Genomic DNA, 15,796 nt, shown 5'->3' on the forward strand with positions numbered 1-15,796 from the left:
TTTCTATCGAATTAGGAACGCTTCGCTCCGCGAGGCTTTGCAGGCTCCAGATTGATTCGTTTTCCGTTGATACGGGTTTGACGCAGTGACTCATATACGAATGCCGCTACTTCTTCTGGAACCTCAACGAAAGTGAAGTTCTCGAAAATGTCGATGCGACCTACTGATTTTCCTGGGATACCAACAGATTCAGAGATCTCACGAACCAGATCCTGTGGCTTCATGTTCGCATTGCGACCTACGTTCAGGAAGAAACGAACCATGCCTTTTGCTGCACCCGTCTCACCAAAGTTGTACGCTTCTACTTCCTGCCCTTGTCCCGCTTCGGTATGGAATGCGAGGTGCAAGGCAGCAGCTGCTACTTTTTCAGCAGGGTATTGACCTACGAGAGCATCCGCTACTTTTTGATACATATCCGCGATTGCATCGCTTTCCAAAAGGCTAGTCAACTGTTCACGCAATTGTTCTTGTTTGCGCTCAGCCACTTCCTCCAAGGAAGGAACATTGCGAGAGAGCACTTGTGCTTTTGTCTGCTTTTGGATAAACATCATTTGTCTTACTTCACGAGGCGTAACCAACGTCATCGCAATTCCTTTGCGACCTGCGCGACCAGTACGGCCAATACGGTGTACGTAGCTCTCAGAGTCTTGTGGAATATCGTAGTTGATTACGTGGGAGACGTTTCCTACGTCAATACCGCGTGCTGCTACATCTGTCGCGATCAGAAATTCAATCGAGCCCTCACGGAACGAATTCATGACCTTGTCACGTTGTGCCTGTGACAAGTCACCATGCAAGCCGTCTGCAAGGTATCCGCGGGATTGCAGCACTTCGGACAACTCATCTACACCGCGCTTGGTGCGGCAGAAAATGATTCCCAACTCAACATCCTCACTGTCCAAGATGCGGCAAAGGCTCTCCACTTTATTGCGGTCAAACACTTTGTAGTATACCTGTTCGATCAATGGCGCCGTTACTTCCTCACGGCTCACCGCGATCGTTTGCGGCTGTTTCATGTAACGGGTAGCCAAACGCTTGATTTCTGGCGGCATCGTCGCAGAGAACAGCAAGGTTTGACGCTCTTCTGGCATATGCGTGATGATCGTCTCGATATCTTCGATGAAGCCCATGTCCAGCATTTCATCCGCTTCATCCAAAACGAGTGTATGTACGTGATCCAGCTTCAATGTTTTACGGCGCAAGTGGTCCATAACACGGCCAGGAGTACCTACAACGATTTGTACACCTTGACGCAGTGCACGAATTTGATGTCCGATCGATTGTCCGCCATAGATTGGCAGCGTACGAACTTTATTGTATTTGGAGATGCGCAGGAGCTCTCCCGCAACCTGAATAGCCAGCTCACGAGTTGGGGTCAGCACGATCGCTTGTACACGATTGGCAGGCGTAATCTTTTCTACAAGTGGAATCCCGAATGCAGCAGTCTTACCAGTACCTGTCTGTGCTTGACCAATCAGGTCTCCGCCATCCAGAACTTTTGGAATGCAAGCTGCCTGAATCGGTGATGGCTCCTCGAAGCCCATATCGTGAATCGCTTGCAGAATAGATTTATGTAAAGGAAAATCGGAAAAAATCGTCATGAAAAAATCACCTTTCTTTTTGCATTTGCAGCGCATAAAACAACGCGTATTTAGCGGCACGTCCAACGATTGCATGCCTTCTTCCGGCAAGGCGCAACTCTTTTACAACTGTGGGCATTCCTTCTGCTGCGATCCCTACGTAGACAAGGCCAACAGGCTTACCCTCGGAAGGATCTGGTCCAGCCACTCCCGTAATAGAAATACCATAAGTAGCTCCCAGCTTTTCTCGTACATGTTCAGCCAGCAATTGAGCTGTTTTCTCACTGACTGCCCCATCTGTTTGCAAAATGGAATGAGGTACTTCGAGCAGCTGATTTTTCACTTCATTGGTGTAGCAGACTACCCCGCCACGAAACACTTGCGAGCTTCCCGGTACAGAGGTAATCAACGAGGCAATTGCTCCTCCTGTGCAGCTTTCTGCACAAGCGATCGTCTCATTTCTCTTTTTTAGCTCAGAAACCAGCACATCATGCAGCGACGAGTTCTCGCCCATTCCGTACATATACTGGCCAACACGGCTGAGTATTTCTTTTTCTACAGGCAAGATTAGGGCTTCTCCTTCTTCGACTGTAGCAGCTCTTGCCGTAATCCGCAGCGTTACTTCGAATTCTTTGGCGTATGGCGCGATCGTTGGATTTTCCTGCTTTTCGATCAGATCGAGCAATTTTTCCTCCAAAGCGGATTCGCCTATTCCGTAGAACCGGAGTACATGAGAATGGAACACTTGTTTTTCGGGAAGCAAATCGGTCAAGTAAGGCATCACGTAATTCTCCACCATTGGATACAGCTCGCTTGGTGGTCCAGGCAACAGCACGAACGTACTACTGTCATGACGGATCGCCATCCCCGGCGCCATCCCGAAATCGTTGGAGAATACATGGCTGCCAGAAAGCACCAGCGCCTGCTTACGATTGTTCTCCGTCATGACAATCCCACGTTGCAAAAAGAATTTTTCAATTCTCTCCATGGCCTCTGGATTCGTTTCCAATCCAATGCCTACAAGCCCCGCCAAGGTTTCTTTCGTCAAATCATCTTGAGTCGGCCCTAGCCCACCCGTGAAAATGACGAGATCAGATCGTCCTGATGCCAATCGAATCACTTGTAGCAATCGCTCCGTATTGTCTCCCACAACGGTATGAAAGTAAACTCCCACGCCAATTTCCGCCAGCTTCTGAGAAAGAAACTGTGCGTTGGTGTTAGCGATCTGGCCTAACAAAAGCTCAGTACCTACCGCGATAATCTCCGCTCTCATATTCCTCATCCATTCTCTTTGAGAGTAGAAAAGCCTCTAAACTAATAGTTTATCACTTGCAAACGCTCAAGAGAAGAGTCTTGTGAAAAAAGAGACCAATACCCGCATTACGAGTATTGGATCACGTTACGATTTTTCGCAAAGTAGTCGTACCCGGAGTAAATCGTGATGATCACCATCGCCCAAGTAGCTACTTCGTCGAACGGAATGCCGAAGAACCCAAATGGGAAGTTGCGAATCATGACAGCCGTAATCGCTACGATCTGCACCCATGTTTTCAGTTTACCCAATGCACTCGCAGCAATTACCTGTCCTTCTGCCGCAGCAACTAGCCGTAGACCCGTTACCGCAAACTCCCGGCTGATAATGACAATCGCAATCCACGCTTCCAGACGCTGCATCTCTACGAGTGAAATGAGTGCTGCAGATATCAATAGCTTATCAGCAAGCGGGTCCAGAAACTTCCCCAAGTTCGTCACGATTTTATTTTTCCGTGCAATATAACCGTCGAGTCCGTCCGTACTGGCTGCTAGGATAAACACCAAAGCCGCAATCAGCTCGTTATACGTCATCGTCAGGCTGCCAATCGTAAATGTCCCGATGTTGTAACGCACCAGCATAAAAAACATTACTACCGGCACCAGAAAAATCCTGGCGAGGGTGATGCGGTTGGCGAGATTCACCTAGACTACCTCCCCGGCTAAATCGTATTCATAGGAGTGTGTAATTTTTACTTTTACGATGTTGCCCAGTTCGCCTTTAAAACCAGTGACGAATACTTCACCATCGATTTCCGGAGCGTCATACTGTGTTCGACCTACATAAATATCGTTACGTCCTTCGTAACGTTCAATCAAAACTTCCAAGACTTGACCAACAAAGCGTCCGTTGCGATCTCCGGCTACTTCACGCTGAATTTCCATCAGCATGTTCGCACGTTTTTCCTTAACCTCTTCGTCTACGTGATCAGGCAGACGGGAAGCTGGCGTGTCATCCTCGTTGGAGTAAGTAAACACACCCAGTCGATCAAAGCGAATATCCTTCACAAACTCGCTCAGACGCTCGAAGTCTTCCTCTGTTTCCCCCGGGAACCCTACGATCAAAGAGGTACGCAGCGCCACATCTGGAACCTGCGCGCGAATTTTTGCTACCAGCGCTCGAATGTCCGTCTGTCTTCCAGGGCGACGCATTCTTTTCAGAATATGGTCTTCGGAGTGCTGCAAAGGCATATCTACGTATTTGCACACTTTTGGATTGGTTGCAAAGGTGTGGATCAATTCATCGGTGAAAAATCCAGGGTATGCATAGTGAAGACGAATCCACTCGATGCCCTCGACTTCAGCCAGACGGTTTAATAGTTCAGGAAGCATCAGTTTTCCATCGTAAATATCCGTACCGTAGTTCGTAGAATCTTGTGCAATCAGACTTACTTCTACGATACCTTGAGCAGCCAAATGACGCGCTTCTTCTACGATGGACTCGATTGTACGACTGCGGAATCCCCCACGCATCAAAGGAATCGAACAGAACGTACAGGCGTTGTCGCAACCCTCGGCAATTTTAATATATGCGGTGTATGTGCCTTGTTTTACTTTCCGCTTCACTACATCTTCATACGTAAAAATGGGATTTCCTACGAAAATCGGTCGCTTGCCCTCTAGAGATTCTTCGATAATACCTGTAATCGACATAAAATCGCCTGTTCCGACAATGCCGTCCACCTCAGGAATCTCATTCAAGATATCCTCTTTGTAACGTTGTGTGAGACAGCCCGCCACCACAAGCGATTTCAGTTTGCCGGATTCCTTCAATTCACCCATTTCCAGAATCTTATTTACGGATTCTTCCTTGGCTGCATCGATGAAACCGCAGGTATTGACGATGACCACAGTTGCTTCTTCCGGGTTATCAACCAGTTCATAACCTTTTTCATCTATCAGATGGGCCATCATGTCCGAATCAACGAGATTCTTTTCACAGCCCAGCGTAACAATCGCTACTTTTTCACGCGTGCCTACCTTCTCTGTCATCTTTTTTCCTCCAATTGGTCACACCAACCCATATTACACCTATCCAGTATAATATAAGCCTAAAGGAAGTGTCAAAACAGAGAAAAGTACGAAAGGCAAGCATATGCTTGCCTACTGGGTGACCGCCTCTTTTACTTTCATCGTAATATTGGACGGCATTGACTTCATTTTAGACGTGTCTACCAAGACTCCGTTAACCTTCAATTCCACTACAGTCGGTTTGCCCAAACGAATATAAGCGGATTTCCCCAGCTCAATCGTTTTTTCCTGATCCTTCTTGAGCGTGCCCTGCTCAACATAAGTTTTGCCTTTTCCTTCCGAAATACCAAACCAGCTTGTTTCTTCTTTCACCTTCAGATAAACCGTGATTTTTTCTCCACCTTGCAAGGAATAGTTATACATCGATCCTTGCTGCGATTCGAATGTGATGGTTGCCTGAGGAGTTTCCGTAACGGTCTCAGGTGGTTTTGTTCCTGTTTCAGGAGTCGGTGTGGTAATAGAAGGAGGCTTCGGTTGTTGAGCAATCGGGGATGTTGCCGCTCCACCACCAGGCGTGACAATTTCAGCTCCAGGGTTAACTGTTCCACCCGGCACTGGCTGAGTCGACTGACCTCCGTTGTTATTGACGACAGCGAAATAAATAACCCCGATAATCAAGGCAATAAACAATACGAGCAAGGTCTTGGTAACCCATCGCCCCGCTTGTAATGGATTGTTCGCTGAAGCAACTCGTCTGCGACGCAGTCGTTCTACTTGCTCTGTAGGTGGCTGGGCCGGCAAATCGGACTGAAAGTGATTCAAGATGTGGTTCGGGTCTAGACCGACAGCTTCCGCATAACTCTTTATAAATGCACGCGCGTAAAAGTGGCCAGGAAGTACGTGAAAATGACCCCTTTCAATGGCTTCCAAATATCGCCGCTGTATCTTGGTGATACGTTGGATGTCGTCGAGCGTGATTCCTTTTTCTTCGCGGGCCCTTTGTAGGACTTGACCTAGCTCAGACACAGCTGCCCCTCCTTAATTCATTTCGAAATTATCAAAGCCGCGATTGTTGATAAGCTCATATGTAATCTCTTCATCCGGATGATGACGCAGCTCAATAATGTAATGGAAATCATCAAGTTGGTACTCAGATTCCCTTACGAATATATCCGGATGCTCAATGATTTTTGCGGCAGGAAAGTTCATAATCTCCCGAAGCAAGGTAAAGTGCTTTTCTGTCGATCGCAGCGTTGAGACAATTCCATCTATCAAATATACATGATCAGTAGACATTTCATCAATGGCTAAGGAGCTACGCACCGTCTGGCGCAGCAAAGTAGAGGAAATGAATGTCCAACGTTTATTGGCGGATACGCTGGCAGCAATCATGGATTCAGTCTTCCCTACGCGAGGCATGCCACGAATCCCGATGAGCTGGTGACCTTCCCTCTTCAGGATTTCTGCCATGAAATCGACCAGCAAGCCCAGCTCCTCACGAACAAAACGAAACGTTTTTTTGTCCTCGCTATCCCGTTCAATATAGCGACCGTGGCGTACAGCCAATCGATCCAGCATGGTCGGGGGACGTAACCTCGTTATGGTTATGTTGTCCATTTTTTGCACAACGTTGCGCAAAACCTCCATTTTTTCATCATCATCGGTCAAGAGGAGCATACCTCGACGCATGGTATCCACACCATTGATCGTCACGATATTGATGTTCAACATCCCCAGAATAGAAGATACGTCCCCTAAGAGACCGGGACGGTTACGGGCAATCTCATACTCCATGTACCATTCTTTCTTCGCTTCCATATGCAATCCTCTCCGCCAACCAGAATTCTCTTCTTATGTAGTATATCACGTTCGTTTCATTCGACAATCGCGAAAAGAAAAATCCCCAAGAGTAGGGGATTTGAATGGCTAGCTGCCAGCGTTCGCGTCATTGCGATTCTGAACAAGCTTCACCATGAGTGATGCCAAAGCTTGTTGCTGCTGTTGATCACCTGCGTCCCACAGCTGTTTCAACAGACGCTCCTGATCGTTTTTCGGGTCTACTTGCTCAGACAGATAGCTACCAATTTGATAAGCTACATTTTGAAGCGTTTCGCCTTCCATCCCGGCTTGTTTCGCTTGGTCTACCCTATCTCCGAGAAACGCTTTCCAGTCGCTGAAATTGTCAAGAATCGACATAGGGAAATTCCCTCCTTTTGTACGTTGCGAACAGATTTGCTGCCCACACAAAAGGTAGAATTCCATCATTTCTCCTATTTTATTCATGCATACTTCTCTTCTACGTGTACCATCCACCGTTTGGACTAATCACTTGCCCCGTCACATAACTAGAATCCGCCGAAAGCAAAAAGCGCACGACAGCGGCTACCTCATATGGTTGTCCGAGACGGTTGGCAGGTATTTCTTCCGCGATCATGTCCATTTCATCTGGAGCAAAGCGCTCCATCATTCCACCAGCAATAGCTCCAGGAGCGACTGCATTTACCGTAATTCCGTTTGGGGCCATTTCCTTTGCCAAGGCTTTGGTGAACGTATTGACTGCTCCTTTGGTCATGGAATACAACACCTCACATGAACCGCCTGTCAGCCCCCAAATGGAAGAAATGTTGACGATACGCCCATATCTTGCGCGCAGCATGGCCGGAACAGCAGCTTGACAGACCAAAAAAGCGGATCGAACATTGAGTGCGATGAGCTCATCGAATTTCTCGACAGTTACATCCGTAAATAAGCCGACATCGTCCACTGAGGCGTTGTTTACGATCAATAGTGGTGCAACCTGCATCTGAGCAAACATCGCCGCAATTTGCTGTGGATCCCGTAGATCAGCTTGGAGGATGCCGTACGGAACTCCCTGCTCCTGGCATTTTTGCACCAACGGCTCCAATTTTTCTATATTTCGATTGTAATGCAGATAAAGGGGAACCCCCGCATCAATCAGGTAGGCAGCGATCGCCTTCCCGATCTCTCCGGAAGCTCCCGTAATTAACGCCCACGGCGTCTCTTGCTTGAACATGAATACATTACTCCTGTGGCGAAGCGGAACGAACGATGGAAACAGCCATCTGCTCGATTAAAAAATGCTCCTTCAAACGTTTTTCCACATCTTCGCGTGTGATCGACTCCAAGGTCGGCACTACGGAAAACAGATCATTTCCGTTAAATTTGAAGCTGGTAAACTGGTTAGCGATAAACTCTACGGAGTTAAGAGAACGCATGAAGTTTCCGATTTTTTTACGCTTCGCACGCTCAAAATCATCCTGGGCTATACCGTTTTGCTTCAACTGTTCGATTTCTGCTTTGATCGTTTCCACTAAGCGCTCTGGATCAGGTGTATCTCCACCAATAATCGTATACGCATAATCCTGCTCGCTGCTGTAGTCAAAATCAAAGCTTTCCGTAATCAGCTCGCTGTCATACAAACGCTCATAGACAGCGGAGCTTGTGCCGAACGCGATGTCCAATACCAGTTTAGTAGTCAACTCGCGTTTTAACAAGGCTTCCTTGGTTAGACCGTTTTCCTTTTCTTTGATTCCGATCATGCATTTGGGCAAGCCCACTGTTAGAAACGCTTCTACTTTCGCTTCCGCTGGAGCTGATGGCTCTTCTGGAAACACACGCGTGATTTGTGGTGCAGGAGAAAACTCTTTAGCTCCCTGATTTTCACGAATGAGCTTCATGATCGCTTCTGGCTCGAAGGAGCCCACAACCAATAGGAGCATATTGGCAGGATGGTAAAACGTTTCATAGCACTGATACAAATATTCTTTTGTAATATGAGAGATCGTCTCGATCGTACCCGCAATTTCAATGTTAATCGGATACTTTTGGTACATGGCCTTTAGGAGGTTCATGTACACCTTCCAGTCAGGATTATCATCGTACATGGTGATTTCCTGGCCGATGATTCCTTTTTCCTTTTCTACACTGGCATCTGTAAAATACGGGTCCTGCACATAATCGAGCAGCAAATTCAGATTGTCATCTAACTTATCTGTGCACGAGAACAAATAAGCCGTACGATTGAAGCTCGTGAATGCATTGCAGCTCGCCCCGTTTTTACTGAATTCGTGCATGACATCCCGATCTTTTTTCTCAAACATTTTGTGCTCAAGAAAATGCGCAATGCCATCGGGAACATTGATTTCTTCCCCGCTTCGAGTGCGGAAATGGCTATCAATGGAGCCATAGCGCGTAGTGAACACAGCGTATGTTTTGCTGAAGCCCTGTTTGGGAACCAAATAGACTTGCAATCCATTTTGGAGAGTTTCATGATATACCGTTTCATTTACTTGTTCAAAAACAGTGGTCTGCATCTTATGCCTCTCCCTTCTTGTCCCGTAGCAGATAAATCGTGTCGATCGTCACCTTGCTCGCTACTTTTTTGATATCCTCTATGGTCGCTTGGTTGATCCCCGCCAAAAGCTCTTCGATTTTCCGAGGACGTCCGCTAATCACACCGTTGTACGTAAATTCAATCATGCCGCGAGCACTGTCCAATAGTTCACGGAACTGGTTAGACAAAGTCGCGCGGGTCTGGCTCATTTCCTCATCCGATATGGTTCCTTGTTGCATCAGATCAAGCTGCTGCTTAATAATCTCAACCGCACGCTGATATTTGCTAACTTCAATCCCGGACATAATCATGAGAATCCCTTTGTGGCTCTCTAGCCTGGATACGGCATAGTAAGCGAGACTCTCCTTTTCACGGACGTTGACAAACAGCTTGGAGTGAGGAAAACCGCCTAAAATCCCGTTGAATAGCAACAGCGTTGGGTAATCGTCATCCTTATAAGTGATCTGCGTGCGGCAACCGATATTGAGCTTTGCTTGGTTGACATCGAGTCGATCGATCACTTCGCGTTCAGCAGATACGTCTTTCACCGTCGATTCGATCTGCAGTTCTCCTACTTGCGAGCGCTCCAATGGGATATGCTTGCGAATAGCCTCACTTACTTCCTGCTGATCAACATCCCCCACCACGAACATATTGATCGGATTCGTCGTCGTTACTTCTTTAAAATATTGATACAGCTCCTGACCGGAGATTTTCGGCAAATCCGCCACGCGCCCTTGGACGAGAAGAGAGAATGGCTCTCCTTTACACATTTCTTCTGTCACGCGTTGGTTCGCATACTTCATTTTGTCGTCGATTAAACTTTCCATCCGCTTACGTAGCGTCTCTTTTTCCTGTGCCAAGTACTTTTCGGAAAAAGCGTTGTTCTGTACATGCGGTCTGACGAGCATATCTCCAACGAATTCGATGGCCTGCTCCAAAAGTGAGGATTCATTGGACAGATATTTTTCATTCGGTACTTCCATGTAAATTTGCAGGATTTGCCGCTCGCCTTTTTTGGTGACATCTACATCAAAAATGGCACCATACAGGAAATCCAAATGTGCTCGCAATAGCTTCGTTTCTGGAAAACGAGCGCTGGCACGTTTCATGACCATCGCAAGCAATGCTGTTTTCGTTACGTGCTCCTCCGATAACGTCTGTTCAATCATCGTCACGATCGTCGTTGTCTTGAACTTTTCTGTTGGAAGGATATGTACGTTCATCCCATTGATTTGGGAGCTTTGAAATGCAATTTCGGTTGTAGAAGCAGTCATAGTCCAATCTCCCTTCTCCATCAGCTTACTCATACTCTTCTCTATTGTAACCAATTGTCAGGGCATCAAGCATCAGAATCTTCCATTATACATCCCAGTGCTTCATCCTATGCGCTCACGCAAGTCCCATAATACGCAAATCACAGCGCTTCCAACGTATAAAAAAAGAGCGAACGCCACCTTATTACGAAGGGCGTTCACTCTTTTCCTTACATATCCATTGCATCCCAGTCTCGAGGATCATCCGATGTGCTATGCTCTTCAACAAATCGACCGCAATCAGACGAGAGACAGAGCATGCCATCCAACTGCTCATCGTGAAAGGGTAAGCCGTGGCTTCCCCCACAGTACGGACAAGTCCACATACGAAGGGCCTCCTTTTATTCGTGAAGGTACTCCGTAGTAGTTTGTCCCAATATTAGAGGAGACTCCCCACTTTATTTTGCTCCCACGTCCGCAAGTAATCATACGGATCGATCGCTTTCCCCGTGCTGTTACGATAGAGACCAAAATGCAGGTGAGGTTCAAACATTCCCACTGTACCAGTTCCACCGTAACCTGTATCTCCAACAAAACCGATCAGTTGTCCAGCTTTTATCGTTTTCCCTACATGCAATCCCGGTGCATACGCCTGCAAATGAGCGTAATACATCCGATATTGACCATTCTCATCCGTTATGTTTACTCTCCAGCCACCATACGTATTCCAGCCCACTTTGTTGATCGTCCCATCGGATACCGAGTAAATCGGCGTTCCTTTCGGTGCCATAATGTCGATGCCCTCGTGACTACGGACACTGCCGCTATTCGTCTCGGTCCACTCTCGATCGGACCCGAAACTATCCCCATACGGCTCATACCAACTATTATCGTGGAAAGGAAACCGAAATTGTTTCCCAACCAATTCATCATCGGCAACCTTTGTGGCAATGGGATGCTCAGCTCTTTGTGCACCTTCTGGCAAAAATAAAATTTGGCCCAACAGTAACTCATCAGATGAGAGATGGTTATTTTTCTGAATGGCACTTATGTTCGTGTCGTGGCGAGCTGCAATTTCTGATAAGGTATCACCCTGTTGAACGACATATGGATTCAAGGAGTATTTCACACTCGCAGCCTTGTCTTCCACAGGTTTAGATTGTATGTATGCAACGGCCGACGTCTCATCCCATTGAACTTGATAGCCAAATGCCTCGGAGATAAATCGGATCGGAACAAGCGTGCGCTTATTCACAATACTTGGAGAAACATCCATCTTCAAGTGTTTTCCATCTACGTACGCAGTCTGGCTTCCAATTGTAAGGGTTATATGCTTGCCTTTTTTGTTGAGCAATACTTTTTGGGTGTCGGCATCGTAGCTTACTTCTGATCCTGTTGCCTCCGCTACTACCCTTATCGGAACGAGCATGCGCCCGTTTCGATGGATTGGTGATACATCTGATTGGACTCCCATTCCATCAACAACGACAGAAATGACCGGTCCTGGCTCTTTTGCTGAAACCATTCCACCGGATCCTGCTATCATCAGGCAAAAAACAAAAGCGCCTAGAAGCCTGTTCCATCGATAACTGCTGTACATATGTAGACAGCGGTTCATCTTTTTCCCTCCCCACAGACAATTTCCAAAAACGGATAGGACCGTTTTTTGCGGACCGCAAGCAGTCACAAAAATTATCGCACAGGGGAAGTGACAGGTTCTAGACGCTAAATTTTGTCAACGAATGATTAACGCGATCCCGTATCGTACGGTTTGCCGAGGGCCGCTGGAGCACTGGATCGTCCTACCAGACCAGCCATCACGAGAATCGTCAGTACGTACGGAAGCATGAAGATAAATTCAGTAGGAATGTAATTGGTCAATCCGAAGATTTGCACCAAAGACTTGATCGCTTGAGCGACACCAAAGAATAATGCTGCTCCCATCGCACCCATTGGATGCCATTTACCAAAGATCAAGGCCGCAATCGCGATAAACCCCTGTCCGGAAACCGTGTTATGGGAAAAGTTACTGGTTGTCGTCAAAGAAATGGTAGCTCCACCTAATGCAGCCAGCATACCACTGATCATAACAGCCGTGTAGCGCATTCTCTTAACATTGATCCCTACTGTATCAGCAGCACGCGGATGCTCACCAACTGAACGCAAGCGCAATCCGAATGGTGTCTTAAATACAACATACCAAGTAAGGAAAACCGCAATGAAAGCTAGATAGCTAGTAGGATACGCCTCAAAAATGGCATGTCCGATATACGGAATTTCACTCAATCCAGGAATACTGAATTTGTTAAACACATTGTTCAATGTTGTTGTCTGACCTGCTCCGTCGAAAATAATTTTGGTCAGGTAGATGGAAAGTCCAGCTGCCAAGAAGTTCAGAGCCACACCACTGACGGTCTGGTCCGCTTTAAATGTAACCGAAGCAACGGCATGCGGAAGTGCAAAAATAGAACCGGCAATACCTGCTGCAATAAATCCAACCCACGGTGCCCAAGCACCCAGTGAATCTTGGAAAGCATAGGTCATTACAGCACCGGTAAAAGCACCGATAATCATCATACCTTCTAGCGCAATGTTCACGACACCAGAACGCTCAGAGTACAGTCCACCCAATGCGGCAAAAATCAAGGCAGTGGAAAACACGATGGTATCATGAACGAGGTTGCTGAGAATTAATCCCCAATCCATCAGTTTCCACCTTCCTTTTTCTTCATCAAGATCGGCTTAACGAAAATTTTCACGATGCCATGTGCAGCAACGAAGAAAATAACGGAAGCAATCACGACACGAATCAACTCAAACGGTACACCTGCACTAAACTGCATGCCGCTCGCACCGAATGTGAGCACCCCAAACAATATGGCAGCAAGGATAACCCCGAATGGTGAATTTCCGCCAATCAATGCTACCGCGATTCCATCAAAGCCATAGCCCGTATGCTGCGTCATAATCGCTTGATAGTGGAATACGCCCAAAATCTCAGTAGCTCCACCAATCCCTGCAAACATACCACCAATGAACATAGCCTTTACAACATTTCGATTCACGTTCATACCAGCATACTCAGAAGCATGCGGGTTCAAACCAACGGAACGCAATTCAAAACCAGATTTTGTTTTCCACAGGATGATATAGAAGAAAATAGCTGCGAGTACGGCAATCAGTGTACCCCAGTGCAAACGAGCATTGTCAAACATTTCAGCGAGCCATCCAATAGTAATGATCGCGGAATCCTTTACCTCTTCAGAGGTTTGTTTGCCTGCTGGAATAAAGAAAGCATTCATGACCCAGTTTGCAAAGTAAAGAGCTACCCAGTTCAACATGATGCTGGTAATAACCTCATTGACACCACGGGCTGCTTTCAAATAACCGGCAATGGCACCCCACAAACCACCTGCTACAGCACCTGCAAGGATAGCAAGTGGAGCGTGAATGATAGCTGGAAGGTCAAAAGAAACACCTACGACAGTAGAAGCAATCATCCCTACGATAAATTGACCTTCTGCCCCGATGTTAAAGAGACCTGTACGGAAAGCAAACGCTACAGCCAAACCTGTAAAGATCAATGGCGTAATTTGACGAATCGTTTCACCAAAGTTATACGCGCTTCCAAATACTTTTTTAATCAAAGCCATATAGGCATCGATTGGATTAAATCCACCTGCCAGCATTGCGATTGCTCCAGTCAAAAGACCAAGAATGATCGCAACGGCAGGAACGAGAAACGATTCTTTCGTGAAGACCGCAATAACTCTATTCATCGTTTCCCCCTCCTTGCATTACTTTTCCGCCGGACATCATCAAGCCGAGCTCTTGCTCCGTTGTCGATTTTGCATCGACAATCCCCACAATGGCTCCCTCATAAATAACCGCAATCCGGTCGGACACATTGATAACCTCATCCAACTCCAAGGAAAGCAAGAGAACCGCTTTTCCTTGATCGCGTTGATCAATCAGTCTGCGATGAATGAATTCGATAGCCCCTACGTCCAATCCACGAGTAGGTTGAGCCGCAATCAGCAGATCCGGGTTCTTGTCCACTTCGCGGGCAATAATTGCCTTCTGTTGGTTTCCTCCCGAGAGCGCTCGTGCTGGCGTGTAAATACTCGGAGTCCGAACGTCGAATTCTTCGATAAGTTTGGCCGCATGCTTGTCAATGGCGCCATAATCAAGAAAACCGCCTTTGCAAAACGTTGGATGGAAGTACGTTTCCAATACCATATTTTCACTCATGGTGAAATCAAGAACCAATCCACGTTTATGTCGATCTTCAGGAATATGAGACAATCCTGATTCCGAGATGCTGCGCGGATTTTGATTCGTAATTTCTTTCCCATTAAGAAGGACACGCCCACTTGTTGCTTTACGCAAGCCAGTTAATACTTCAATCAGTTCACTTTGGCCGTTTCCGTCGACTCCAGCAATTCCGAGAATTTCACCGGCGCGAACCTCTAAACTGAGATTGTTCAGTGCATTCACACCTCGGTTACCCATCGCAGTCAATTTCTCTACAGCCAAGATCGTTTCTTTTGGTTTTGCTTCCGTTTTATCCACGCGGAAGTTCACTTCACGACCAACCATTTTTGCAGCCAAGTCGTCTGGATTCGTATCTTTTACCAATACGGAGTCAATGACTTTTCCTCGACGAATGATCGTAACCGCGTCACATACAGCCATAATTTCTTTCAGCTTGTGTGTGATCAGAATAATCGTCTTACCTTCTTTTACCAAGTTATGCATGATCTCGATAAGCTCATGGATTTCCTGCGGCGTCAATACAGCCGTAGGTTCATCAAAAATCAAGATGTCCGCACCACGATAAAGCGTTTTCAAAATCTCTACACGCTGCTGCATCCCTACTGAGATATCCTGAATCTTTGCTCTCGGATCAACTTTGAGCCCGTATTGATTCGACAGTTTTTCTACCGCTTTCTCAGCGCTTTGAATATCTATCTTCAACCCGTTTTTCGGTTCATTTCCTAGCACAATGTTTTCCGTGACTGTAAATGTTTCTACAAGCATAAAATGTTGGTGAACCATTCCGATACCAAGGTCGTTTGCAATCCTTGGACTGGTGATCTGTACAACTTTCTCGTTAATCAGAATTTCGCCTTCATCCGGCTGATATAGACCGAACAAGATATTCATGAGTGTGGACTTACCCGCGCCATTCTCTCCGAGCAGCGCATGAATTTCACCTTTACCTACGGACAGTGTAATACTGTCATTCGCAACAATGCCTGGGAACCGTTTTGTGATCCCTCTCATTTCAACCACTTTTTTTACCGAGTTCATGCATGCTCACC

15 protein-coding genes are annotated in these 15,796 nt (G+C 46.7%); all 15 read right to left on the reverse strand.

Annotation, left to right across the window (positions count from 1 at the left end; translation table 11 throughout):
- Positions 1-11 precede the first annotated feature (11 nt).
- Positions 12-1,601, reverse strand: coding sequence for a DEAD/DEAH box helicase (locus ACFVS2_RS06795; RefSeq protein ID WP_173617470.1), 1,590 nt, complete (start codon positions 1,599-1,601; stop codon positions 12-14).
- Between the two features lie 7 nt (positions 1,602-1,608).
- Positions 1,609-2,853, reverse strand: a complete 1,245-nt coding sequence (locus ACFVS2_RS06800) for a competence/damage-inducible protein A (RefSeq protein WP_390232578.1) — start codon at positions 2,851-2,853, stop codon at positions 1,609-1,611.
- 107 nt (positions 2,854-2,960) lie between these two features.
- Positions 2,961-3,536 (reverse strand): CDP-diacylglycerol--glycerol-3-phosphate 3-phosphatidyltransferase, encoded by a 576-nt coding sequence (gene pgsA / locus ACFVS2_RS06805; RefSeq protein WP_007719166.1) that lies wholly within the window; start codon positions 3,534-3,536, stop codon positions 2,961-2,963.
- On the reverse strand, positions 3,537-4,883 hold the full coding sequence (gene rimO, locus ACFVS2_RS06810) for a 30S ribosomal protein S12 methylthiotransferase RimO (RefSeq protein WP_173617468.1): 1,347 nt from the start codon (positions 4,881-4,883) through the stop codon (positions 3,537-3,539).
- 111 nt (positions 4,884-4,994) lie between these two features.
- A complete protein-coding gene (locus tag ACFVS2_RS06815; RefSeq protein WP_173617467.1) occupies positions 4,995-5,888 on the reverse strand; it encodes a helix-turn-helix domain-containing protein in 894 nt (297 codons plus the stop codon).
- 12 nt (positions 5,889-5,900) lie between these two features.
- On the reverse strand, positions 5,901-6,680 hold the full coding sequence (locus tag ACFVS2_RS06820; protein ID WP_015891684.1) for a YmfK family protein: 780 nt from the start codon (positions 6,678-6,680) through the stop codon (positions 5,901-5,903).
- A 108-nt stretch (positions 6,681-6,788) separates the two neighbouring features.
- Positions 6,789-7,058 carry a DUF3243 domain-containing protein gene (locus ACFVS2_RS06825; RefSeq protein WP_390232584.1) on the reverse strand — a complete coding sequence of 90 codons (270 nt, stop codon included), beginning with the start codon at positions 7,056-7,058 and terminating at the stop codon, positions 6,789-6,791.
- A 100-nt stretch (positions 7,059-7,158) separates the two neighbouring features.
- Complete coding sequence (ymfI, locus tag ACFVS2_RS06830) at positions 7,159-7,896, reverse strand: elongation factor P 5-aminopentanone reductase (RefSeq protein ID WP_390232587.1); 738 nt, start codon at positions 7,894-7,896, stop codon at positions 7,159-7,161.
- A gap of 7 nt (positions 7,897-7,903) precedes the next feature.
- Entirely contained in the window at positions 7,904-9,196 is a 1,293-nt protein-coding gene (gene yfmH, locus ACFVS2_RS06835; protein WP_173617464.1) for an EF-P 5-aminopentanol modification-associated protein YfmH, read from the reverse strand.
- A 1-nt stretch (position 9,197) separates the two neighbouring features.
- Positions 9,198-10,493, reverse strand: coding sequence for an EF-P 5-aminopentanol modification-associated protein YfmF (yfmF, locus tag ACFVS2_RS06840; protein ID WP_173617463.1), 1,296 nt, complete (start codon positions 10,491-10,493; stop codon positions 9,198-9,200).
- A gap of 209 nt (positions 10,494-10,702) precedes the next feature.
- The gene (locus ACFVS2_RS06845) at positions 10,703-10,858 is read right to left on the reverse strand and encodes a hypothetical protein (RefSeq protein ID WP_007719195.1); all 156 of its coding nucleotides are present in this window, start codon (positions 10,856-10,858) and stop codon (positions 10,703-10,705) included.
- Positions 10,859-10,911: 53 nt separating this feature from the next.
- Positions 10,912-12,090: a stalk domain-containing protein gene (locus tag ACFVS2_RS06850; RefSeq protein ID WP_390232590.1), complete on the reverse strand. Its 1,179-nt coding sequence runs from the start codon at positions 12,088-12,090 to the stop codon at positions 10,912-10,914.
- Between the two features lie 128 nt (positions 12,091-12,218).
- Entirely contained in the window at positions 12,219-13,178 is a 960-nt protein-coding gene (locus tag ACFVS2_RS06855; RefSeq protein ID WP_173617461.1) for an ABC transporter permease, read from the reverse strand.
- On the reverse strand, positions 13,178-14,251 hold the full coding sequence (locus tag ACFVS2_RS06860) for an ABC transporter permease (protein WP_173617460.1): 1,074 nt from the start codon (positions 14,249-14,251) through the stop codon (positions 13,178-13,180). The genes ACFVS2_RS06855 and ACFVS2_RS06860 overlap by 1 nt, the downstream gene beginning before the upstream one ends.
- The gene (locus ACFVS2_RS06865) at positions 14,244-15,785 is read right to left on the reverse strand and encodes an ABC transporter ATP-binding protein (protein ID WP_173617459.1); all 1,542 of its coding nucleotides are present in this window, start codon (positions 15,783-15,785) and stop codon (positions 14,244-14,246) included. The genes ACFVS2_RS06860 and ACFVS2_RS06865 overlap by 8 nt, the downstream gene beginning before the upstream one ends.
- Positions 15,786-15,796 lie beyond the last annotated feature (11 nt).

Source organism: Brevibacillus sp. NPDC058079 (genome assembly GCF_042885155.1).
Lineage (GTDB): Bacteria > Bacillota > Bacilli > Brevibacillales > Brevibacillaceae > Brevibacillus.

What these genes read in the sequence shown, in the direction of transcription:
- ACFVS2_RS06795 (WP_173617470.1), bottom strand. Translation starts at nt 1,601, where the DNA reads ATGACGATTTTTTCCGATTTTCCTTTACATAAATCTATTCTGCAAGCG.
- ACFVS2_RS06825 (WP_390232584.1), bottom strand. Translation starts at nt 7,058, where the DNA reads ATGTCGATTCTTGACAATTTCAGCGACTGGAAAGCGTTTCTCGGAGAT.
- ACFVS2_RS06855 (WP_173617461.1), bottom strand. Translation starts at nt 13,178, where the DNA reads ATGGATTGGGGATTAATTCTCAGCAACCTCGTTCATGATACCATCGTG.
- ACFVS2_RS06860 (WP_173617460.1), bottom strand. Translation starts at nt 14,251, where the DNA reads ATGAATAGAGTTATTGCGGTCTTCACGAAAGAATCGTTTCTCGTTCCT.
- ACFVS2_RS06850 (WP_390232590.1), bottom strand. Translation starts at nt 12,090, where the DNA reads ATGAACCGCTGTCTACATATGTACAGCAGTTATCGATGGAACAGGCTT.
- ymfI (WP_390232587.1), bottom strand. Translation starts at nt 7,896, where the DNA reads ATGTTCAAGCAAGAGACGCCGTGGGCGTTAATTACGGGAGCTTCCGGA.
- ACFVS2_RS06865 (WP_173617459.1), bottom strand. Translation starts at nt 15,785, where the DNA reads ATGAACTCGGTAAAAAAAGTGGTTGAAATGAGAGGGATCACAAAACGG.
- ACFVS2_RS06820 (WP_015891684.1), bottom strand. Translation starts at nt 6,680, where the DNA reads ATGGAAGCGAAGAAAGAATGGTACATGGAGTATGAGATTGCCCGTAAC.
- ACFVS2_RS06800 (WP_390232578.1), bottom strand. Translation starts at nt 2,853, where the DNA reads ATGAGAGCGGAGATTATCGCGGTAGGTACTGAGCTTTTGTTAGGCCAG.
- yfmH (WP_173617464.1), bottom strand. Translation starts at nt 9,196, where the DNA reads ATGCAGACCACTGTTTTTGAACAAGTAAATGAAACGGTATATCATGAA.
- yfmF (WP_173617463.1), bottom strand. Translation starts at nt 10,493, where the DNA reads ATGACTGCTTCTACAACCGAAATTGCATTTCAAAGCTCCCAAATCAAT.
- rimO (WP_173617468.1), bottom strand. Translation starts at nt 4,883, where the DNA reads ATGACAGAGAAGGTAGGCACGCGTGAAAAAGTAGCGATTGTTACGCTG.
- ACFVS2_RS06845 (WP_007719195.1), bottom strand. Translation starts at nt 10,858, where the DNA reads ATGTGGACTTGTCCGTACTGTGGGGGAAGCCACGGCTTACCCTTTCAC.